At 39.8% G+C, this 21571-nt stretch carries 18 protein-coding genes and 3 pseudogenes; 15 read left to right on the top strand and 6 right to left on the bottom strand.

Annotated features, from left to right (window positions below; all coding sequences use genetic code 11):
* The first annotated feature begins 183 nt into the window (after positions 1–183).
* The 6 genes from P4S71_RS16530 to trpA are packed head-to-tail and all read left to right on the top strand — an operon-like array spanning position 184 to position 6772.
* Positions 184–1752 (top strand): anthranilate synthase component 1, encoded by a 1569-nt coding sequence (locus P4S71_RS16530; protein ID WP_337151050.1) that lies wholly within the window; start codon positions 184–186, stop codon positions 1750–1752.
* A gap of 1 nt (position 1753) precedes the next feature.
* Positions 1754–2356, top strand: coding sequence for an aminodeoxychorismate/anthranilate synthase component II (locus P4S71_RS16525; RefSeq protein ID WP_149606046.1), 603 nt, complete (start codon positions 1754–1756; stop codon positions 2354–2356).
* An 11-nt stretch (positions 2357–2367) separates the two neighbouring features.
* Positions 2368–3405, top strand: coding sequence for an anthranilate phosphoribosyltransferase (trpD, locus tag P4S71_RS16520; RefSeq protein WP_337151049.1), 1038 nt, complete (start codon positions 2368–2370; stop codon positions 3403–3405).
* Positions 3398–4762 (top strand): bifunctional indole-3-glycerol-phosphate synthase TrpC/phosphoribosylanthranilate isomerase TrpF, encoded by a 1365-nt coding sequence (trpCF, locus tag P4S71_RS16515; protein ID WP_337151048.1) that lies wholly within the window; start codon positions 3398–3400, stop codon positions 4760–4762. Before trpD ends, trpCF begins: the two co-directional genes overlap by 8 nt.
* A gap of 7 nt (positions 4763–4769) precedes the next feature.
* Positions 4770–5954, top strand: coding sequence for a tryptophan synthase subunit beta (gene trpB / locus P4S71_RS16510; RefSeq protein WP_306724447.1), 1185 nt, complete (start codon positions 4770–4772; stop codon positions 5952–5954).
* A complete protein-coding gene (gene trpA, locus P4S71_RS16505) occupies positions 5951–6772 on the top strand; it encodes a tryptophan synthase subunit alpha (protein WP_182701994.1) in 822 nt (273 codons plus the stop codon). Before trpB ends, trpA begins: the two co-directional genes overlap by 4 nt.
* A gap of 64 nt (positions 6773–6836) precedes the next feature.
* Here trpA and P4S71_RS16500 read toward each other — a convergent pair whose 3' ends face one another.
* Together P4S71_RS16500 and P4S71_RS16495 are read right to left on the bottom strand one after the other, a co-directional pair.
* A complete protein-coding gene (locus P4S71_RS16500; RefSeq protein WP_337151047.1) occupies positions 6837–7415 on the bottom strand; it encodes a type 1 glutamine amidotransferase domain-containing protein in 579 nt (192 codons plus the stop codon).
* A gap of 301 nt (positions 7416–7716) precedes the next feature.
* Complete coding sequence (locus P4S71_RS16495) at positions 7717–7986, bottom strand: HU family DNA-binding protein (RefSeq protein ID WP_337151046.1); 270 nt, start codon at positions 7984–7986, stop codon at positions 7717–7719.
* A 191-nt stretch (positions 7987–8177) separates the two neighbouring features.
* On the opposite strand from P4S71_RS16495, the gene P4S71_RS16490 reads away from it, so the two are divergent.
* The gene (locus P4S71_RS16490) at positions 8178–8753 is read left to right on the top strand and encodes an inner membrane-spanning protein YciB (RefSeq protein WP_096792927.1); all 576 of its coding nucleotides are present in this window, start codon (positions 8178–8180) and stop codon (positions 8751–8753) included.
* 65 nt (positions 8754–8818) lie between these two features.
* A pseudogene (locus P4S71_RS16485) lies at positions 8819–9458 on the top strand (CPBP family intramembrane glutamic endopeptidase).
* 69 nt (positions 9459–9527) lie between these two features.
* Here P4S71_RS16485 and P4S71_RS16480 read toward each other — a convergent pair.
* On the bottom strand, positions 9528–10952 hold the full coding sequence (locus tag P4S71_RS16480) for a sodium-dependent transporter (protein ID WP_007375444.1): 1425 nt from the start codon (positions 10950–10952) through the stop codon (positions 9528–9530).
* Positions 10953–11141: 189 nt separating this feature from the next.
* On the opposite strand from P4S71_RS16480, the gene P4S71_RS16475 reads away from it, so the two are divergent.
* From P4S71_RS16475 to P4S71_RS16450, 6 genes and pseudogenes are all read left to right on the top strand, one after another.
* Complete coding sequence (locus P4S71_RS16475) at positions 11142–11444, top strand: YciI family protein (protein ID WP_188085517.1); 303 nt, start codon at positions 11142–11144, stop codon at positions 11442–11444.
* 148 nt (positions 11445–11592) lie between these two features.
* Positions 11593–11855, top strand: a pseudogene (locus P4S71_RS16470) (PepSY domain-containing protein).
* A 3-nt stretch (positions 11856–11858) separates the two neighbouring features.
* Complete coding sequence (locus tag P4S71_RS16465; protein WP_007375447.1) at positions 11859–12533, top strand: response regulator transcription factor; 675 nt, start codon at positions 11859–11861, stop codon at positions 12531–12533.
* Positions 12527–13864, top strand: a complete 1338-nt coding sequence (locus P4S71_RS16460) for an ATP-binding protein (protein WP_007375448.1) — start codon at positions 12527–12529, stop codon at positions 13862–13864. Before P4S71_RS16465 ends, P4S71_RS16460 begins: the two co-directional genes overlap by 7 nt.
* Positions 13851–14261 carry a hypothetical protein gene (locus tag P4S71_RS16455; RefSeq protein ID WP_007375449.1) on the top strand — a complete coding sequence of 137 codons (411 nt, stop codon included), beginning with the start codon at positions 13851–13853 and terminating at the stop codon, positions 14259–14261. Before P4S71_RS16460 ends, P4S71_RS16455 begins: the two co-directional genes overlap by 14 nt.
* 35 nt (positions 14262–14296) lie before the next feature.
* Positions 14297–15379, top strand: a complete 1083-nt coding sequence (locus tag P4S71_RS16450; protein ID WP_337151045.1) for a flavin monoamine oxidase family protein — start codon at positions 14297–14299, stop codon at positions 15377–15379.
* Positions 15380–15423: 44 nt separating this feature from the next.
* Here P4S71_RS16450 and P4S71_RS16445 read toward each other — a convergent pair whose 3' ends face one another.
* Positions 15424–16461 carry an AI-2E family transporter gene (locus P4S71_RS16445; RefSeq protein WP_033031760.1) on the bottom strand — a complete coding sequence of 346 codons (1038 nt, stop codon included), beginning with the start codon at positions 16459–16461 and terminating at the stop codon, positions 15424–15426.
* Between the two features lie 170 nt (positions 16462–16631).
* On the opposite strand from P4S71_RS16445, the gene P4S71_RS16440 reads away from it, so the two are divergent.
* Positions 16632–17522: a TIGR01777 family oxidoreductase gene (locus P4S71_RS16440; protein WP_008138320.1), complete on the top strand. Its 891-nt coding sequence runs from the start codon at positions 16632–16634 to the stop codon at positions 17520–17522.
* A 186-nt stretch (positions 17523–17708) separates the two neighbouring features.
* On the opposite strand, the gene P4S71_RS16435 is transcribed toward P4S71_RS16440, so the two are convergent.
* Both P4S71_RS16435 and P4S71_RS16430 read right to left on the bottom strand, forming a co-directional pair.
* Positions 17709–20261 (bottom strand): glycoside hydrolase family 3 protein, encoded by a 2553-nt coding sequence (locus P4S71_RS16435; RefSeq protein WP_337151044.1) that lies wholly within the window; start codon positions 20259–20261, stop codon positions 17709–17711.
* A pseudogene (locus tag P4S71_RS16430) lies at positions 20261–21534 on the bottom strand (sugar MFS transporter). Before P4S71_RS16430 ends, P4S71_RS16435 begins: the two are co-directional and overlap by 1 nt.
* Between the last annotated feature and the right edge of the window lie 37 nt (positions 21535–21571).

Here is a 21571-nt window from a genome sequence, read left to right as displayed (position 1 = left end):
CGTTAAAAATATTTAATAAATTTTGAGGCAGAAAAACATGAATAACGGTCTTACTCTTACACATCGTTGGTGGTGGCGCCTGATATAGCGGGACGGTAATGATCTGTTTGTAATTTAGATATCGTTATTCAAACCCCGCACTGCTAACGCATTGCGGGGTTTAATTTTTTGAGGGAATGAGGTTTGATTTTTAGTCATATAACTACCACACCAGGCGAAGTAACAAGCATTACGCAAGTACGCGACTATATTAGTAGTCCTCTTGCATTATACGCGGCACTTGATAAGCCTAACTCACTACTGCTTGAATCGGCTGAGATTGATTCTAAAGACAGTGTAAAAAGTTTAATTTTAGTCGACTGTGCACTGCGCATCGTATGCCAAGGTAAAACAGTCACTATTAATGCTCAATCTAATAATGGGCAACAACTACTTAGCTACTTGCAGGCAAATGTTAAAAGCTGTGATGCCACTTTAGACGGCGAAACACTTACCCTTTGTTATTTAGACACTAGCGGCGATACTGACGAAGCGAGCAAGCTCGTTGCTGATAACGCATTTAGCGCACTACGTACGTGTATCAACAGTATTAAAAGCACAACTAACAATCCATTTTCGGTATTTTTAGGCGGCGTATTTGCTTACGATATGGTGGCAAACTTTGAGCAATTAAGTGATGTACCAGATGGTGAAAATACCTGCCCAGATTACGTATTTTACTTAGCCGAAACCTTAGTTGTTATTGATCATCAAAAGCAAACAACTGAGCTCATTGGTAATGTATTTAATGGCCCAGACGTACACGCTAACTGCTTTGAAGTAGGTAAAGAGTTAGAACGATTAAATACACTTTGCGATAACGCAGCAGAATTTAGTGCGGATATGCAAAGTGGCGAATGTGAGGTAAGCGTTGATATAGACGATGACACTTACTGCGAGCAAGTTGTTAAGCTTAAGAAGAACATTGTAGATGGTGATATTTTTCAGGTAGTACCGTCGCGTACATTTTCACTACCTTGCCCTGATTCTTTACATGCGTATAGCCAGCTTAAAAAGCAAAACCCAAGCCCTTACATGTTTTATATGCGCGATGAAGACTTTGCATTATTTGGCGCGTCTCCTGAGTCGGCCCTTAAGTACGACGTAAGTAATCAGCAAGTAGAAGTATACCCAATTGCTGGCACTCGCCCACGTGGCAAATTTACTAACGGGCAAATAAACCCAGACCTAGACAGCCGCATTGAGTTGGAACTAAGAAACGATCAAAAAGAGCGCGCCGAGCATTTAATGCTCGTTGATTTAGCACGTAACGACGTAGCCCGCATCAGTGTTGCAGGTACGCGTTTTGCCAAAGAGTTATTAAAAGTAGACCGCTATTCACAGGTAATGCATTTAGTATCACGCGTTGTTGGCACACTAAAACCCGAGCTTGATGCACTGCATGCTTACCAAGCGTGTATGAACATGGGCACGCTTGTTGGTGCACCAAAGGTTCGTGCTGCTGAGCTTGTTCGTCAAACTGAAGGTAAGCGCCGTGGCAGCTATGGCGGCGCAGTAGGTTACTTAACCGGTGATGGCGCAATGGATAGCTGTATTGTTATTCGCTCAGCTTTTGTTAAAAATAGCAAAGCGTATGTGCAAGCAGGTGCCGGTGTGGTGTTTGACTCAGATCCTATTTCAGAAGCAAACGAAACTCGCGCTAAAGCACAAGCGGTTATCACCGCCATAAAATCTACGTATAAGGCGGTATAGAATGAGTAAAACGAATCCTATTAAAATCTATTTTTTAGATAACTTTGACTCATTTACATATAACCTTGTTGATGAGCTTACGATGCTTGGCTGCGAACTGGTTGTTTACAGAAACAACATTAGCGCTGAGGTTATTTTTAACAAAATGCGCCAAGAGCAAGGCCAAGTGCTATTAGTACTTTCGCCTGGCCCCGGCACACCAAGCGATGCAGGCTGTTTAATGGAGCTTATTGAGCTCTCTAAAGGCCACTTCCCAATGTTAGGCATTTGTTTAGGCCAACAAGCGTTAACACAAAGCTATGGCGGAGTAATCGGTCACGCGGGTGAAACCGTACATGGTAAGTCTTCAATTATTAATTTAGGCGAACATCCTGTATTTGATGGTATGGGCAATACAATGCCTGTAGCACGTTACCATTCATTAATGGCAACAAAAGTGCCTGATAATATTAAGGTTATTGCCCAGTACGAAGATATCCCAATGGCTATTTATCATCATGATGACAACACATTGGGTTACCAGTTTCATCCAGAATCAATACTGACGCCAAACGGCGCAATGCTACTTCAGCAAAGTGTCGCTTACTTAACACGCGCCAAATAAAAGAGGACATTATGAGTACACAACCAGAACAACCCATAAATGTTCAACACGCTATTGAACAACTAATTACAGGGCAATCATTAAGCTACGCAGACGCCAAAGCACTGTTTGATGAAATAATGCAAGGTAACATGAGCGAGATTGAGCTAACTGCCCTACTAATAAGCCTTAAAATTAAAGGCGAAGTAAGCGATGAAATAGCAGGTGCTGCAGCCTCAATGCGCGAAAACGCTGTTGCTTTTACTACCAGCAGTACACAACTTGCCGATAGCTGTGGCACTGGCGGCGATGGTTCAAACACAATTAATATAAGCACAACAGCAGCCATAGTTGCCGCTGCTGCCGGCATTAACATGGTAAAACATGGTAATCGCAGTGTATCGAGTAATTCAGGCTCTGCCGACTTACTAAAAGCGCTGGGCATTAATATAGATATGAGCCCAGAGCAGGCAGCAAAATGCCTTGAGCAAACCAATTTTACCTTTTTATTTGCACCGCACTATCACAGTGGCGTACGCCATGCGATGGGCGTGCGCACATCGCTTAAAATACGCACTATTTTTAATATTTTAGGCCCGCTTGCTAACCCAGCAGCACCTGATGTGCAATTGTTAGGTGTGTATAACGAAGCGTTATGTATGCCAATGGCACAAACACTTAAAACCCTTGGCACAAAGCGCGCTATGATTGTTCACGGCTCGGGCACTGACGAAATTGCCCTACACGGCTCAACAACCGTAGTTGAGCTAAATAATGGCGAGCTTACACAGTACACGCTAAACCCAAGCGACTTCGACCTTGCAAACTATTCACTTGAACAACTCGCTGGTGAAGGCCCACAATACAACGCAAATGCTAGCCTCGCCATCTTGCAAGGCAAAGGCACAGATGCACATAATGCTGCTATTGTGGTTAACGTAGCTGCCCTTTTATACCTAACAGGTAAAGCAGAAACGTTAAAAGAAGGGGCAAAACAAGTACAAACATTATTAAGTTCAGGGCAAGCCATGAACACACTAAATGCAATTATTGAGGTAAGTAATGGCTAATGTATTAGACAAAATTGTTGCTGATAAAAAATTAGAACTCATTGAGCGTAAAGCCGCACGCCCGCTTGAAAGCTTTAAGCACCTTGCAGTGCCTACAAGCCGTAGTTTTTACAAAGCATTAGCAGCCCCAGGCACACAGTTTATTTTAGAGTGTAAAAAAGCATCGCCTTCAAAAGGGTTAATTAGAGAGCCATTTGATTTAACCGAAATTACCTCAGTTTATAAAAAATACGCCACCTGCATGAGCGTATTAACTGATGCTAAATATTTTCAAGGCAGTTTTGATTATCTTGAATTTGTGCGCAGCCAAGTAGAACAACCGCTCATCTGTAAAGACTTTTTTATAGATGAGTACCAAGTATATATGGCGCGTATTTATGGCGGTGACGCTATATTACTGATGCTTTCGGTCCTTGATGACGAGAGCTATAAAGCACTGCATGCAGTTGCTGACACCCTTAATATGTCGGTACTAACCGAAGTAAGCAACGAAGAAGAAGTGCACCGTGCACTTGCGCTTGATGCACAAATTATTGGTATTAATAACCGTGATTTACGCGATTTAAGCACCGATTTAGCCACTACCGAAAAGCTACGCAAACTTATTCCGGCTGATAAAGTGGTTATTTCGGAGTCGGGTATTTACACCCATCAAGACGTAAAACGTTTAGCTCCATTATGCGATGGTTTTTTAATTGGCAGCTCACTTATGGGCGAGCGTGATTTAGAGCAAGCATGTCGCCGTGTTATTTTAGGTGACAATAAAGTATGTGGTTTAACACGTACCAAAGATGCACAAGCGGCATATCAAAACGGTGCTATTTACGGTGGTTTAATTTTTCATCCTAAATCGCCACGCTATGTTGATTTAGATTGCGCAAAAGAGCTAAGCCAAAGTGCCCCGCTTAATTTTGTGGGTGTGTTTGTAGATGCCCCAATTGATCAAGTTGCTCAATACGCAAGTGTGCTAAAATTGGCGGCAGTTCAATTACATGGCCAAGAAAGTGACGATTACATCGCTCAGTTGCGTACACAGTTACCTACCGGCTGCGAAATTTGGAAAGCCCAAGCAATAAAAGATGCATTGCCAACGCCAGTAAATGGCGTTGACCGACATCTTTACGATACACACAGCGATACACAAGCTGGCGGTACAGGTAAAGCATTTGATTGGTCGGTGCTTCATGATGCAACCACTCCATTTATGCTCGCTGGAGGCTTAAATCCAGACAATATTAAAGATGCGCTTTTTAAAGGTGCCTTAGGCCTTGATTTAAACTCAGGCGTTGAAGAATCTGCGGGTAAAAAGTGCCCTAACAAATTACATAATGCTTTTACAAGCATCAGAAATTATTGAGGTTAAAATGCAAAATCCAGCTTATTTTGGCGAGTTTGGCGGTATGTTTGTACCTGAGTTACTTGTCCCTGCGCTTAAGCAGTTAGAAAACGAATTTAACAAAGCACAAAAAGATCCTGAGTTTCAGGCAGAGCTAAGTAAATTATTGAACGAGTATGCGGGCCGTCCTACGCCACTTACTTTAACGCGCAATTTAGTTAAAAACCCAAAAGTAAAATTGTATCTAAAGCGTGAAGACTTACTACACGGCGGTGCACACAAAACCAACCAAGTACTTGGTCAGGCGTTACTTACTAAGCGTATGGGTAAAAAACAAGTCATTGCTGAAACAGGTGCTGGTCAACACGGTGTTGCAACCGCGCTTGCATGTGCACTACTGGGTTTAAAATGTCGTATTTATATGGGCGCAAAAGACGTTGAGCGTCAGCAACCAAACGTATTTAGAATGAAGTTAATGGGCGCAGAAGTTATTCCTGTTACAGCGGGTTCTGGCACATTAAAAGATGCCGTAAACGAAGCGCTGCGTGACTGGTCAGCAAACTACCAAGACGCGCATTACCTACTAGGTACAGCCGCAGGCCCTCACCCATTCCCAACAATTGTACGCGAGTATCAAAAAGTTATTGGTGAAGAAGCTAAGCAACAGGTACTTAAAGCAGAAGGTCGTTTACCTGACGCTGTTATTGCCTGTGTTGGTGGTGGTTCAAACGCAATTGGTATGTTTACCGACTTTATTGACGAGCCAAGCGTTAAATTAATTGGTGTTGAGCCTGCTGGTAAAGGGCTTGATACAAATGAGCACGGTGCAACAATTTGTAAAGGCACTAAAGGCATATTACACGGTACTTATACGTATATTATGCAAAATGACGATGGCCAAATTGAAGAGTCTTACTCTGTATCAGCGGGCCTTGATTACCCAGCAGTTGGTCCTCAGCATGCATTTTTACACGAAACTGGTCGCGCTCAATACGTGGGTATTACCGATACAGAAGCGCTTGATGCGTTTCAATCACTTGCTAAAAATGAAGGGATTATTCCGGCACTTGAATCAAGCCATGCGCTAGCTTATGCGCTTAAGTACGCAGAGGAGCTAACCGAGGAAAGTGTTATAGTGATTAATTTAAGTGGTCGTGGCGATAAAGATTTAGCACACGTTCACAATGTACTAACTGAAAGAGGTCAGCTATGAGCCAAGTAAAAACGGATCGTTACGGCAAAATGTTTGCAGCGCTTAACGAGCAAAAACAAGGTGCATTTGTACCATTTGTAACGATTGGCGACCCAGGTAAAGAGCAAAGTATTGCGATTATTAAAAGTCTAATTGACGGCGGCGCTGATGCGCTTGAGCTTGGTATTCCGTTTTCAGATCCAATTGCAGATGGTCCAGTAATTCAAAAAGCTAATATTCGCGCACTTGATGTGCACATTAACACGCAAGATTGCTTTGATATTATTAAAGAAATACGCGAGTATAACGCCGATATTCCAATTGGATTATTGCTTTACTCAAACCTTGTTTTTAAGCGCGGCATAGAAGCATTTTACAAAGATGCAAAAGCGGTAGGTGTAGACTCTATTTTAGTGGCTGACGTGCCTCTGCATGAATCTAAAATATTTAGAAAATCGGCAATGGATAACGGTGTAGACCCAATTTTTATTGCCACACCTAATGCAGATGATGACACACTTCGCCAATGCGCCTCTTACGGTCGTGGTTATACGTATTTACTATCGCGCGCTGGTGTTACCGGTACCGATACTAAAGCACAAATGCCAGCGGGTAATATTGTCACTAAATTAAAAGAATACCATGCAGCTCCTGCTCTTTTAGGGTTTGGTATTTCAACACCAGATGATGTAAAAGCCGCACTTAACGCAGGCGCAGCAGGTGCTATTTCAGGCTCTGCTGTAGTTAAAATTATTGAAGCTAACCTTAACGATTTAGACGCAATGACAACGCAGTTAAAAGCATTTGTTAGTGAAATGAAAGCCGCAACCGCATTATAAAAAGTGTAAATTTACACATTAAAAAAGGGCAATTAAATGCCCTTTTTTGTTTTTGAAAAGCAAATTAGTGAGCTTGGTGTTTACCCTCTAAAATCTCTTCAATAAATTTAGCATTAAATGCTTCTAAATCTGCTGGGCTTCGGCTTGTTACTAAACCTTTATCTACACATACTTCTTGGTCAACCCAATTAGCACCTGCATTAATTAAATCGCTTTTAATACTGGGGAAAGAAGTAATGGTACGGTCGCGCAATTTATTAATTTCAGCTAACAACCACGGCGCATGGCAAATAGCAGCAACGGGTTTGTTTTTTTCTGCGCCAAAAAAGCCATCAATAAATGCTTTAGCATCTTTATCTTGGCGTAAACTGTCTGGATTAAATAAACCACCAGGAAGCATAAGCGCGTCGTAATCAGCGGGGTCTGCATTTGTAACTAATTTATCTACTGTTACTTTATCGCCCCACTTGTCTTCATTCCAACCAGTAATTTGGCCTTCTTTAATTGATACTATTTCGATGTTTGCACCAGCATCAAGTAATGCGCTGCGCGGAGATAAAAGCTCACTTTGCTCAAATCCATCAGTGGCTAAAATTGCAATTTTTTTGCCTTGTAAACGTGTGCTTGTTTGTAATGTACTCATTGAGATCTCCTTATTTTCTTAAAAGGTATATTTAAAATACACAATTAAAAAAGCACGATGCGTGCCGATAACAAGCAATTGAAAATAAAGGAGTAAATTGAAATAGAGTTTATGCTACCATGTAAATTATTTAGAGATTATGAATAATGTACATAAGTGCCACTTTATTTCCAGCTCATGTAATTTAAAGCCATTAAACGCGACGTGTAATCCTGAACTACAGCATATACCCGTAGGTGCGAATTTACTTCGCGCTCATGTAACTTATCTATCAATACGAGGTTTAAAACCTTAAATAAATTTAAAGCAGATCTTTTAACGCTTTCGCGGGTTTAAAAACCGCTTTATTTGCGCCTTCTATTTCAATTGCAGCCCCTGTTTGTGGGTTACGCCCAGTACGCGCTGGGTAATAACTTAGCGCAAAGGTACCAAAGCCATTAATTTGAACTTGATCGCCCTCAGAAAGCGATTTAGTAATGACTTTTTGCAAGCTTGAAAGTGCCGATTGAGCATCTTTTTTTGTTAATTCACTTTTGTGTGCAATGGCAGTAACGAGTTCTGCTTTATTCATTTTAGGCTCCTAAATACACGCCAAATCAGTGTTGGTTAAGCGTGGGAATATGATGATATGAAAAATACCAAACCGAATTGGTAATAAAGCCACGCAGGCTAAGGGTTACAGGGCAACAAGTCAACCTTGTAGTTGCTAAGCTTTATGTGGTAAAAAGCCTTTGACTCTTTTTTGTATAATTTAGGTATACTATGCACGCATTAATTGAATACATTCCACTCATACTGTTTTTTGCAGTTTTTAAGCTAGTCGATATTTACTGGGCTACTGGTTTATTAATGGCCACTACGCTCATTCAAGTTGCTTATAGCTACTTTAAACATGGCAATGTACCTACTCGTCATTGGATATTTTTTGGCATTGCTGCCGTGTTTGGTACGCTAACGCTGGTACTTCATGATGAGCAATACATTAAATGGAAAGCAACACTGATATATGCAGGTTTAAGTTTAACGTTACTTGTTAGCCGTTATGTACTTAATAAAAATCTCGTTAAAAAAGCGCTTAGCTCAATCCTCGAAAACGCTAATGATACAAAACAAGCCATTGTTGTCCCAGAACCGTTATGGGATAAGCTTAACCTAATGTGGGTTGCTATAACTGCTGGTATAGCGGCACTAAACATTTATATTGCGTATAATTTTTCGCTCGACTTTTGGGTTAACTTTAAAGTGTTTGGTTTAATGGGTATTACTTTTGTAAGCATTTTTGCCACTATTATCGCCTTATATAAATACTTCCCTGATGAAGAAGAGCCTGCAAAGTAAGCCCCCTCGTCATAAAAGTGTCGTCTTAGCTTGTTAGCTTATTAAAAAAGCAAGTTGAGACGACCTTGAACGCTAATCAATACCGCTGGTTTGAATTTACCCTCATTTTTATATTGCTGCCCTTGTTGGGTTTTGGATTACGCGAGCACTTAGCTAATTGGCTTATCCCTGCGCTTATTATACTTATGAGTGTGTGTTGTATGTTGCTACTAGGCGATCCCCATTTTAAACGGTTTAGGCTTACAAGCCTTGGACAATTTTCTGCTGTTAAAAGGCGTGTGTTTAGCTTCTTTTTTAGGTGCGCTGTTCTCAGGCATGTTTTACGGGATTATTCATCAAGGCAACTGGTTTACCCTTCCCCGTAACTCATTTAATGATTGGCTTTTACTGTTGGTGCTCTACCCAATACTGTCGGTTATTCCTCAAGAATTAATATTCAGAACGTATTTTTTCCATCGTTATAAACGCATCATGCCAAAAAAAGCAGTGCGTATTGTAGTTAGTGCGAGTGTATTTGCGTTGGCGCATATTGTGTATGCAAATTGGATTGCAGTAGCCTTAGCATTTTTAGGTGGCTTACTGTTTGCTTATACCTACGCAAAAAGCCGCTCAACCTTTGTGTGCGTTATTGAGCATAGCTTATGGGGGCTTTGGATGTTTACCCTTGGCATTGGCAGCTATCTCGACTCAGGCGCATTTAATTAAAGTAACCTTTATTTAAATTTACATACAAAAAAGCCGCAACAAGTACGGCTTATATAATTGGGTCTGTATTTAAAAGCCAAATATTTTTAGAGCAAAAAACTTAGTCGCGACTGTATTTATAAATATTACCGCTAAAATAATTGGAATAAACGTTGAAAGTGAAAAATTAACGTATTTTTCCATTAAGCTACCAGCATAATTAGGCGAGCCTAAGCTTAGCTCTTGTGTTAAACGTGCTTTTTTCCAGCGGTACATTACAAACAAACACACCATTAAGCCATTAAGCGGTAAAATTGTGTCGTAGAATACATCAACAATAATATCGAAAAAGCTCTTATTTACACCGCCATAACTGGTAAACGAGGTAAGGCTGTCAATCATACCAAACGACATAGTACATAAAATAGTTAGCACGCCAGTTGTAAGTGTTAAAATACCCAATGCTTTTTTACGGCTAATTCCTTTGCGGTCGCTTAATGTGGCTGTCGGTACTTCAACAATAGATACCAATGACGTAATTGCAGCAAAAAATACCAACAAGAAAAACGAGAATGCTACAATTGATGCGCCTACGTATCCGATATCATTTTGCAGTGCTAATAATATTTTCGGCAAATACACAAAAATCATCGAAACTGACGAGTCAGAAAGTGCTGATGGGTCTGTGTTTGGATCAAAACTAAATATAGCCGGTAACACCATAAGACCTGCGACAAAGGCGACTAACGAGTCAGTAATTGCTACCATTTTTGCACTACTTACAATGTCATCTTTTTTAGATATGTACGACGCGTAAGTCATTAATATACCCATACCTAACGACAACGAGAAAAATGCTTGGCTTAGCGCCCCATTAAGTACGCTTGCGCTCATTTTAGAAAAATCAGGGATAATATAATATTTAACACCTGCCATTGCATTATCAAGTGTTAATACATAAATAACTAAAGCAAGAAGCATGACTAGAAGTGCTGGCATCAGAAATTTAGCGGCTTTTTCTATGCCTTGCTTAACACCCCCTAATAAAATTAAGTTAACAATAATTACCACTACCGCCATGTAACCAAAAACAGTGTAGCTGTTAATAAAAACACCAAAATGGCTAGGTTCAGCGAGTAAATCTAAATTCCCCAAACCAGTTTGCATTAAGTAGCCGAAAATCCACACTGTAATTACCATGTAAAACACTGCAATCATAAATGGTGTAAGCACAGCTAAAAACCCTGCAAACTTCCACTTTTTGTCATTGTTTGCCAACAACTTGTACGAGCCGAGTGGATCTTTTTGAGCATTACGGCCCATTGCCATTTCAGCCATCATGACAGGTAAGCAAATGAATACGACAAATAAAGCATAAATTAATAAAAATGCGCCACCACCATTTTTGGTAGCAGAAACAGGAAAACCAACTAAATTACCAATACCCACAGCAGAACCTGCTGCCGCTAGTATGAATCCGAGACGGGAACTAAATCGCTCTCTATTATCGCTCATGCATAAAACCTTTTTATTATTTTGTATATTTCAGCGACTCTACCAGTGTTACACAGATATTTTCAAGCAAATACAGTGTAAAAATAAAATCGAAGTGTAAACCTGCCTAAATACGCTTTTAATTCACCAATTTTCAACGCTGTGATAGTATTGCGTTAATCAAATTTAACAATTTTTATGAGATTTCTTATGTTGTACATGATTCACTCAACAGATGTTGAAAACAGCTTAGAGCTTAGAAAAGCAGCACGCCCAGCACACTTGGAACGTCTTAATGAGCTTGATTCACAAAATCGCTTATTTACTGCAGGTCCTTTTCCAGCAGTTGACAGTGAAGATCCTCAAGAGGCTGGTTTTACCGGTTCACTCGTTGTGGCTGAGTTTGATTCAATAGAAGCCGCGCGTGAATGGGCTGCGGCTGATCCGTATGTTGCCGCACGCGTATATGAAAATACTGTTGTTAAACCATTTAAAAAAGTTTTCCCTGCTTAACTATAAATAATCGCTTATTAACATAGTTCAGGGTTTGTTCACGGGTTTTTAATTAAAATTGTTAAAGTAAAAGCTAATTTAGTGTTTTTACTTGAATTTTAGTAACTTAGTTAATTAAACTAAGTGTGTTTGGTCTAGGGGTTCTATCATGCGCATATTATTAAGTCTTACTTTTATTGCTTGTACTAGCTTTGCTAGCTTTTCTCAAGTAAATACAACAGCCACAAATCCAACGGCTAAAGCTGAAGTAAGCAAAAAGAAGGCTGTAATACTCGCAAAAAAACCATTAACGGTAAAACGCTTAAGATTTCTGAACAAACTGACTTTTATACAGTGCGAATACTCAAATCTGACGGCCATGTCGTCGATTTACATATAAATAAAAAAACTGGCGAAGTAAAAAAGGATTAACCGATGCGAATTTTAGTTATAGAAGACGATTTACATTTAGCAGATAACCTACGTAATGCTTTAGAAAAAGAACGTTACAGCGTGGATTTATGCCACGATGGTGAAGCAGGTCTTTTCCATATTACTGAATATCCGCTTGATATGGCCGTTGTTGATTTAGGTTTACCTAAAATAGACGGTATCGAATTGATTAATAAAGCACGTGCACAAGGTATTACTATCCCTATTCTAATTTTAACAGCGCGTGATCGCTGGCAGGACAAAGTAGAAGGTTTAGATGCTGGCGCAGACGATTATCTTACAAAACCATTTCACGTTGAAGAGCTTATTGCACGTTGTAATGCATTAATTCGTCGCAGTGCCGGTAAGGCAAACCCAGAAATGACAGCAGGCCCAATCAAAATCCATACACGCTCGCAGCAAGTTTGGGTTGATGATAAAGAGCTCAGCCTAACCGCTTACGAATATAAAGTGCTTGAATATTTAATGGTAAACCCGCAAAAAGTAATCTCAAAATCAGAATTGACTGAGCACATTTACGATCAAGATTTTGACCTTGATTCAAATGTTATCGAAGTATTTGTACTGCGTTTACGCAAGAAACTTGACCCTGAAGGTGTATTAAACCCAGTAGAGACACTACGTGGGCGCGGTTACAGGCTTAAAAGTCAGTGGTAATACCGCAAATATCGTTAAAAATAAGGCAAGGATTTATCCTTGTCTTTGTTTTATTAGTCGCACTCCCAATCCTGTTTTATTCAATTGGCAAAGCGTATTACGCTTCACTTGTTGATGCGACAGAAAAAACCCTCGAAGCACAGCTATACTCGCTTATATCTGAAGTCGACTTTACTGAGCATGGCATTATTATGCCAAGTACAATTTTAGCGCCTGAGTTAAATAGACTAAACTCCGATACCTACGCAATGATCTATCGTGACGATGAACCCATTTGGCATTCTGAATCAGCAGTTAACGTTAATTTTGTACCTCAGCAAGTAGAAACAAAAGCAGGTGCAGCGGACTTTAGACGAGTTGAATATAAAAACACTGCGTACTGGCAACTTAGCCTTACTGTTATTTTAAACAACATAGATCAATCAGAACAGGCACGCTTCATATTAGTTAAACGTAACGATGCCCTATTGCGTTTAATGGACGGTTTTAAGCAGACACTTGTTGATTGGATGTTTATAATGGGCATTGCAATCGCGGGTCTTATGGCGGTTGGTTTTATTTGGAGTGCACGGCCACTGCAACGACTTGATAAAGAAATAAAAGCGATCGAGTCTGGCGATATCCAAGAAATTAAAGGGTTATACCCCATTGAGTTGCAAACTATTAAGTCCGATTTAAACTTACTCCTTGATTCTCAACAACGTCAGAAAGAGCGCTACAGAGCCTCATTGAGCGACCTTGCACACGCGCTTAAAACACCACTAGCTGTTTTGAAATCAAGCCCGCTGGCTAATGATGCAGATGCACAAGAGCAGCTTGACCGTATTAATGTGATGATCGAGCACCAATTAAAACGGGCAGCAACCGGTGCCTCTGATACTTGGAAGAAACAAACGCCAATTAAGCCAGTTCTCGATTCTATTTTAAGTGCTATGGCAAAAGTGTATCGTGATAAAGATATTATTTTTAGTTGCACAGTAACAGATAAAGACTACTTTTTAGGTGATCAAACCGATTTAATGGAACTATTGGGTAATTTAATTGATAACGCCTGTAAAGCATGTCGTTCACAAGTCGAAATACAAGTAGCCCAAAGTAAAACTCTGTGTATTGGTATTAGCGATGATGGTCCTGGTGTACCAGAAGACAAGCGCGAGTCTTTACTCACTCGTGGTACACGCCTAGATACATATGAAAGCGGACACGGTGTGGGTATGGCAATTGTATCTGATTTAGTTAAGTCGTATCACGGTACTCTCACTATCACTAAAGCTGATAACTTGGGCGGTGCTCAATTTATTTTAGAGTTTAATTATAATGATAAAAAGTAATAATTTATTAAGGCTAACTGCAATTGTACTGTTAGTAATTAGCCAATACAGTTTTGCTGATGAAGCGTGTACTTTAGTAAAAAAAGCAACCACGGATGAAGCTAAGCGTTATATACAATGCCTAGATACACAAATAAATAAAGCAAAACTAGTGCAAGGCAGTTGGATACAAAAGCGTAAATACGAACTCACTACATCACAGGAAAGTACAGGTAATACCCAAATACTTCCATTATTTATGCGCAGCATTAGTAATAATGAAAAATACATAGAAAGCGCTTGCCAATGGCGTTATTTATTAAAACTCCCTAATGCAACAACTGCGGCTATTAGTTATAAAATCTGTGAAATCCAACTTATCAACCAATTTACTGATGCACTTAAAAAACCATTTTAAAACAAGCAATCTACTAATCGATTGCTTGTTTTAAAATGATTAAACCTGTAATTATTATAGGTGGCGGGCTGGCTGGCTTATACAGTGCGTATCAGTTGCAACTACTTAATACCCCATATTTATTATTAGAAGCTAAATCGCAATTAGGTGGCAGAATTTATTCGGCGCAATCACCAATAAATAGTGGTGTTAGTTTTGATTTGGGCCCTACATGGATATTTCCTCACCAGCCAAAAATTCAAGCGCTAATCAAGTCACTCAACTTAAGTCTATTTGAGCAATACACCAAAGGCGATGTGTTATACCAATCGCCACATTCAGAGCAACCACAACAAATTGCAGGCGCTGGAGAGATGCAATTATTTAGGCTCAAACACGGTATGAATACCTTAATAACTGCATTGTATGAGCAACTTAATCCAGATTTTGTATTGTTAAACCACAATGTCACTGAGCTTAAAAAGAGCGGTGATAGCTGGCAAATTACAGTGAATCATTTAGGTAATATAAAACACTTCAATACGAATAAACTAATGTCAGCAATTCCTGCACGCATGGTGACAGCCCATTTAACACCTGAACAATGGGCTACTCCAACACTCATAAGCCGCCTCAACAGCGTACCGACATGGATGGCAGGACAAGCCAAGTTTATAGCTACTTTTGAACATGCATTTTGGCGTGATAATAACTTATCAGGACAATGCTTTAGCAGTGTCGGCCCTATGGTCGAAATTCACGATGCCAGTGCTGAAGATGATAATTACGCCGCATTATTTGGTTTTATAGGTGTGCCCTACTTATCACGAAGCGAAGTAACTAAAGAGCAGTTAATTCAAGCCTGTGTCCAGCAGCTTAGCTACTTTTATGGTCAGGATGCAAAAAAGGCAACAGGGTACTTTATTAAAGACTGGGCAGAGGATGAACTTGTAGCCAATGAGGACGACCGTACTCAGCCTTCACAACACCCTGAATTTAATTTTTCAGGCTTGGGTGAGCAGCTAAGTAACCTAAATATTCATTTTGTAGCGAGTGAATTTGCAAAACAAGAAGCAGGATACTTAGAGGGTGCAATAAATGCAGTTGACGAAGCTATTAATTCAATAATTAGTCTTTAGCAATCAAGAGCTGTAATTTATCCAGCCCTTGATAGTTACAGCGACTAGTTATTTTTGGCGGCGTCTTCACCACTGCCCAATAAAGTGGCAACCCACTTACCTTCGGCACTGGCTTCTAAGCCTATTTTTACAATCATAGTTAATGGCACAGATAAAAGCATACCTACAGTGCCTAGTAACCAACCCCAAAATATTAATGATAAAAACACCACTAATGTTGAAAGACCCAGCCCTTTACCTAAAAATTTAGGTTCTACAATATTGCCCATTACCGTATTTATTGTTAAGTACCCTGCAGCAACAAGTCCTGCCACTAATGGGCCTTGAGTAATAAGGGCAAGTAATACCGCAGGTACAGCTGCGATAATTGATCCAATATTAGGAATGTAATTAAACATAAACGCTAATACTCCCCACAGTACAAAATAATCGATATCTAAAATCCATAAATAAAATGCAGCGATTATACCGGTGGCTAAACTCACTAATGTTTTAATAGCAAGATAGGAGTTTATCGATTCTAAAAAGCGGTCTATTTGTTTCATTTTACTATCGGGATCATCAAGGGCCATGTGTATTTTATTACTCAGCATCGGTCCTTCAAACAACATAAAAACAACCGTTAAAATAATTAAAAACATGTTGGCCATTACCCCACCTAAACCAGTGAGCATATCCGTGGCTACATCGACCATTTTTCCTGGATCGAACATATTGATTAACTGTTCTTTATTAATCAATATGTTGTATTGAGATGCTAAATCTACCAGCCATACAAACTCTTCTTTAAGCTGTGTTTTATACTCAGGAAGCTGCTGCGAAAAATCGTTTATGGACTGCCCAACAAGCCCACCTAAGCTTACGCCTAAACCAACAATAATTAGTACCACTAACATAACAGCAATACCTTTGGGAATTCGATATCGCGCGAAAAACTTAATAAATGGATTACAAATAATGGCAATAAACGCCGCTAAAATAAATGGAATAATAATTACACTTGCTGCTTTTATACCCGCAAGTACAACGACCAAGGCAGCAAAAACTATTAAACTTTTATTCACTCCAGTTAAATTTGCCAACTCACTAATCCTTTTATTAATTATATTGCCCCAGTGTAAGGCAAAAGCTAATGAAATGAAATAATTACCAAGTGATCATAAAAGTATGCTTTACGTATAAATTTGCAAAGCTGTTTGCTAGCGAGTATGTTTTTTAATCACTTGCTACTATTTTATTGTAAGGATTAATAATGCATATATTTGTTACTGGCGCGACTGGATTAATTGGTAAGCACTTATGCCCTTTTTTACTTCACCATAATACGGTTACTGTGCTTAGCCGAAACCCGACTAAAGCAAACGTATTATTGGGCCATAAAGTTAAAGCCGTAAGCAATGTTAATTCAGTGGATTTTAACAGCGTTGATATTGTTATTAATCTAGCTGGCGAACCGATTGTTAATAAACGTTGGAGTGACAAACAAAAACACATAATACGAGACAGCCGTATTGGTGTTACACAGCAAATTAGTGAAGCAATTAAAGCCAGTAACACTCCCCCACATACTTTTATATCAGGTAGTGCCGTTGGTTTTTATGGTCGACAAAATAGTAACCCTATTGATGAAACTTTTGAAAACCCACACGACGAATTCAGCCACCAGCTTTGTAAAGAGTGGGAAAATGCAGCTTTACTCGCGCAATCAGAACAAACCAGAGTGTGCCTTTTACGAACGGGTATTGTTTTAGCTAAAAAAGGTGGGGCATTAGGTAAAATGCTACCCGCTTTTAAATTATGCTTAGGCGGCCCGATTGGTAACGGAGAGCAAGGTATGTCGTGGATACACATTGACGATATGATTCAGCTAATACTCTTTATAATTAAGCACCCAGAAATTTCAGGCCCAGTTAACGCAACAGCACCAAACCCAGTCAGTAATGCCGAGTTTAGTAAAAGCTTAGGGAATGCATTGTCGCGGCCTGCATTTATCGCTATGCCAACCGCAGTACTTAAACTGCTAATGGGTGAAATGTCAGATTTATTAACCACTGGGCAATTTGTTATCCCACGTAAGGCGCAAGCTCATAATTATCGCTTTCATCACCCTGATATTAAATCAGCCCTAGAAAGTTTGACTTAGTGATTATAAATAAACTGCGCCAAAATTAAGCTAGATTTTGTATCTAGTTGTTCTAAATTAACAACGTTTAAGAATTATTTAATTCGTTAAATTACTCAAGTATGTATGCAGGTTAGTATTAATCCTCTACATAAAAAAAGCCCTTCATTAGAAGGGCTTTGGTATACACACAATAAAGTTAATAAACTACTTACAAGACAGCGTAGCCTCGTCCGCTTTATTTGGCACAAACTGAATATTAGCTACAGAAATTGATGCTTTACCATTGCTGTGCAAGCTAAATGGGCTTGTAAGGCTTGCAAAATTAACACCCTTATCAGCAAAACAACCTAAATCGATTGATACTGACTGCCATTTATTTTCAATAGTTTTGTCCACTACGTTTGCTAAATCAATGCTTGCACCACATTCACCTGAGCAAGTCATAGCAAGGGCTACATCGCTCGTTAGTGCTTCGTTTAATTTAAGATCAAAGCTAATCACACTGTTTGCTTCAACGTAGGCAATGGTATCTTCTGCAAAGCTTGTTACTATTTCAGCACTGGCTTTTTCTGCACCGCTGAAGTTAAATTGGCGCGCGTCTTCTTGTACTGTTTTGTCCTCAGTACGGTATTTAATTGCACCAAATTCATGGGTACTACTCGATACATCTAAAAGCTCATCGCCCGATTTTAACAATAAGCGCCATGGTGCTACAGGTGCACCAACAAGTATATCCATACTTGTAAGCCCTGAGTTATCAAGTTTAGAGTCTTCATCAAGGTCGTCAGCTAGCACATTTTTATCGCCATACGTTAAACCAAAACCATAAGGAAGTAATGGATCGTAATTTTCATCGCCTTTATTAACCGCAGTTTGTACCGCCGATTTAGGCCAAGAAAACGATAGCTTACCTTTAAAGTTATTTTGGATGGTGCCGTCTGCCGCTTTTAATAACACATCAGCAATACCCGCACCTTCTGTACCTGGTAACCAAGCAGCCACAAACGCATCAGATGCGTTAAGTTCGCTGTTCACCCACATAGGGCGACCTGAAATAAACACAGATACAACAGGAATGCCTTGCTCTTTTAGCGAGCTTAAAAGTGCTAACGACTTTTTATTTCCGCGCTCAAACTCAAGGTTATCTTTATCGCCGTGCCCTTCTGCGTAAGGTTCTTCACCAAATACAACAATGGCAACATCAGGACGTTGTTCAAACGTACCATCAGCACTTAAAGTAACACTTCCACCTGCTGCAGATATTTGCTCTTCAAGCCCTTTGTAAATTGACGTTGCTCCAGGGAAATCCGCATTTTTATTATTAGTCCCCTGCCACGTAATACTCCAACCACCAGACTGTTTGCCTATGTTATCGGCACCATCACCTGCAACAAGTACGCGTTGATTAGCTGCGATAGGTAATAGGTTATTTTTATTTTTAAGTAATACAAGCGATTCGCGCACAGCTTGACGTGCTACTTCGCGATGAGCTTGCGCGCCAATAAGCTCTGTTTTACCCGAGTAAAGACGCTTAGCCGGACTTGGTTTATCAAATAACCCAGCGCGTAACTTAACGCGTAAAATACGTGCAACCGCATCATTAATGCGGCTCATACTTATTTTACCTGCTTTTACTTGTGCAATTGTATTTTCATATAGCGGCTTCCACGCACCTGTTGGTACCATAAAAATATCAAGGCCAGCATTTACCGCTTCTGGGCAGCTTTCGTTAGTACAGCCTTTAATTTGCCCATGGCCGTTCCAATCACCCACTACAAAACCATCAAAACCCATACGTGTTTTTAATACATCTGTAAGTAAGTATTTATTGCCGTGATTTTTAACACCATTCCAGCTATTAAAAGATGCCATAACAGATTGACTACCCGCCGACAAACCACCTACGTAACCTTGAGCATGAATATCAAATAGCGATTGCTCGCTGTCTATATTATTTCCCTGATCATCCCCATCAACGGTGCCGCCATCGCCAATAAAATGCTTAACCGTGCTAATAACGCGCTTATCACTTAAAAAGTCGCCATCGGCTTTACCTTGCAATCCATTTACAATCGCTGCTGAGTAATCGTGAACAATTTTTGGATCTTCAGAATAGCCTTCGTACGTTCTGCCCCAACGGTCGTCTCGTACTACTGCTACAGTGGGTGCAAATACCCAATCTATCCCCGTAGCCATTACTTCTACTGCGGTAATAGACGCTATTTGCTCTATTAAATCTGGGTTATTAGCAGCGCCTAAACCAATATTATGTGGAAAAAGTGTCGCGCCAATTACGTTATTATGACCATGTACTGCATCGGTGCCCCACATAGTTGGAATTTTACTGCCATCCACAGAGTCATCAATAGATGCTTGATACATTTTTTCTGCAAGTGCAACCCAATCCTCTGGCGTTGCATGCTTATCGCCATTAGGAAAAGCACCACCGCCATTAAGGTAAGAGCCAAAACCATATTTACGCATGTCTTCAACGGTAATATCACGAATTTCTGGTTGAATCATTTGCGCTACTTTTTGCTCAAGCGTCATATTTTCTAAAAACGTGACAATTTGAGCTTCAATAACTGGGTCTTTTTTCACTGCAATTGAAAGTTTTGGCCAAATTTTCTCAAGCTTTGATTGCGCTTCAACATTTACTTTTTCAACATTGCTTTCGTTAGTACATCCGCTTAGTGCCGTAACACTTCCTACTAACGTTGCAATTGCTAATGCATTAAGTTTAAAAGTCGTTTTCATTATGATGGCTCCTTCACTAATACTGGTTTGCTGCCTCGTAGGCCGTAAAAAACGATAAATATGTAACATAAAATAGGTAAAACATACGAAAGTTGAACACCCACACTATCAGCAAGTGCACCTTGTAAAAGTGGCACTATTGCACCACCTACAATCGCCAAACACAAAATACCAGAGCCTTGAGCGGTATGCTTACCAAGCCCATTTAACGCTAAACTAAAAATAGTGGGGAACATAATAGAATTGAATAAACCAACCAATAGTATTGACCACATTGCTAATTGACCCGACGTGCTCATGGCAATAATGACTAAGATAATAGCCATGGTTGCGTTAAAGCCAAGTACTTTACCTGCGGGTAGTTTTTGCATTACAGCAGCGCCAATAAAACGCCCAACCATAGCACCACCAAAATAATAAGTGATGTAATGAGCTGCAACATGCTCTTTTAGCCCTGCTATATTTTCTTGTGCTAAAAAGCTTACTAAAAAGCTACCAATTGCCACTTCGGCGCCTACATACATAAATATACCCACAGCACCTAATACAAGATGGCGATACTGCCATGCACTGCCTTCAATTGCCTCTGATTTTTCGGCTTCTGCTTTTTGCTCGCTCATAATGTCTGGTAATTTAAGCCAAGCAAAAATACCTGCTAGTAAAATAAGCATCGCAGCTAAAAGGAGGTAAGGAAGTTGAACTGACTCTGCATTTTGAGCAGGTGTTAAAAAGGCATCCGACGCTGAGTCTAGAATTAACAGAGCACCAAATGATGGCGCAACAGTAGTACCTAAGGCATTAAAAGCTTGGGTAAGCGTAAGTCGAGACGACGCTGTTTTTGCTGAACCCAACAAACTTACATAAGGATTTGCAGATACTTGTAATAACGTTATGCCACTGGCAAGTACAAATAAAGCGAATAAAAAGACAGGATAACTATGTAAAGACGCTGCTGGGTAAAATAATATACACCCGACTGCCGCAATTAAAAGCCCAACCACGATTCCTTTTTTATAACCAAGCTTTTTAACAATGTGTCCACTTGGAAGTGACATTAAAAAGTAAGCGCCAAAAAGCAAAACTGCACAAGCATTGCTTGTACATATGTTAGGTTAAATACGGCTTTTAAGTGTGGGATTAAAATATCATTTAAGCAGGTTATAAATCCCCACATAAAAAATAATGTTGTTAAAGAAGTTAATGCAAAACTGTAATTTTTATCCTGATAGTTTTGCGACTGTGTGTGTGTTGTCACTGGTGCTGAACTTGCCATGTGTTCTCCGTATTTTATTATTATAAATCTATTCTTA

It is taken from the genome of Pseudoalteromonas sp. B62, assembly GCF_037162565.1.
Lineage (GTDB): Bacteria > Pseudomonadota > Gammaproteobacteria > Enterobacterales > Alteromonadaceae > Pseudoalteromonas > Pseudoalteromonas fuliginea.
The sequence above is the reverse complement of the archived record's forward strand: the minus strand, read 5'-3'. Positions and strand labels throughout refer to the sequence as shown.

What these genes read in the sequence shown, in the direction of transcription:
- trpB (WP_306724447.1), top strand. Translation starts at nt 4,770, where the DNA reads ATGCAAAATCCAGCTTATTTTGGCGAGTTTGGCGGTATGTTTGTACCT.
- P4S71_RS16435 (WP_337151044.1), bottom strand. Translation starts at nt 20,261, where the DNA reads ATGAAAACGACTTTTAAACTTAATGCATTAGCAATTGCAACGTTAGTA.
- P4S71_RS16465 (WP_007375447.1), top strand. Translation starts at nt 11,859, where the DNA reads ATGCGAATTTTAGTTATAGAAGACGATTTACATTTAGCAGATAACCTA.
- P4S71_RS16525 (WP_149606046.1), top strand. Translation starts at nt 1,754, where the DNA reads ATGAGTAAAACGAATCCTATTAAAATCTATTTTTTAGATAACTTTGAC.
- P4S71_RS16500 (WP_337151047.1), bottom strand. Translation starts at nt 7,415, where the DNA reads ATGAGTACATTACAAACAAGCACACGTTTACAAGGCAAAAAAATTGCA.
- P4S71_RS16490 (WP_096792927.1), top strand. Translation starts at nt 8,178, where the DNA reads ATGCACGCATTAATTGAATACATTCCACTCATACTGTTTTTTGCAGTT.
- P4S71_RS16450 (WP_337151045.1), top strand. Translation starts at nt 14,297, where the DNA reads ATGATTAAACCTGTAATTATTATAGGTGGCGGGCTGGCTGGCTTATAC.
- trpCF (WP_337151048.1), top strand. Translation starts at nt 3,398, where the DNA reads ATGGCTAATGTATTAGACAAAATTGTTGCTGATAAAAAATTAGAACTC.
- P4S71_RS16440 (WP_008138320.1), top strand. Translation starts at nt 16,632, where the DNA reads ATGCATATATTTGTTACTGGCGCGACTGGATTAATTGGTAAGCACTTA.
- trpA (WP_182701994.1), top strand. Translation starts at nt 5,951, where the DNA reads ATGAGCCAAGTAAAAACGGATCGTTACGGCAAAATGTTTGCAGCGCTT.
- P4S71_RS16480 (WP_007375444.1), bottom strand. Translation starts at nt 10,952, where the DNA reads ATGAGCGATAATAGAGAGCGATTTAGTTCCCGTCTCGGATTCATACTA.
- P4S71_RS16455 (WP_007375449.1), top strand. Translation starts at nt 13,851, where the DNA reads ATGATAAAAAGTAATAATTTATTAAGGCTAACTGCAATTGTACTGTTA.
- trpD (WP_337151049.1), top strand. Translation starts at nt 2,368, where the DNA reads ATGAGTACACAACCAGAACAACCCATAAATGTTCAACACGCTATTGAA.
- P4S71_RS16475 (WP_188085517.1), top strand. Translation starts at nt 11,142, where the DNA reads ATGTTGTACATGATTCACTCAACAGATGTTGAAAACAGCTTAGAGCTT.
- P4S71_RS16495 (WP_337151046.1), bottom strand. Translation starts at nt 7,986, where the DNA reads ATGAATAAAGCAGAACTCGTTACTGCCATTGCACACAAAAGTGAATTA.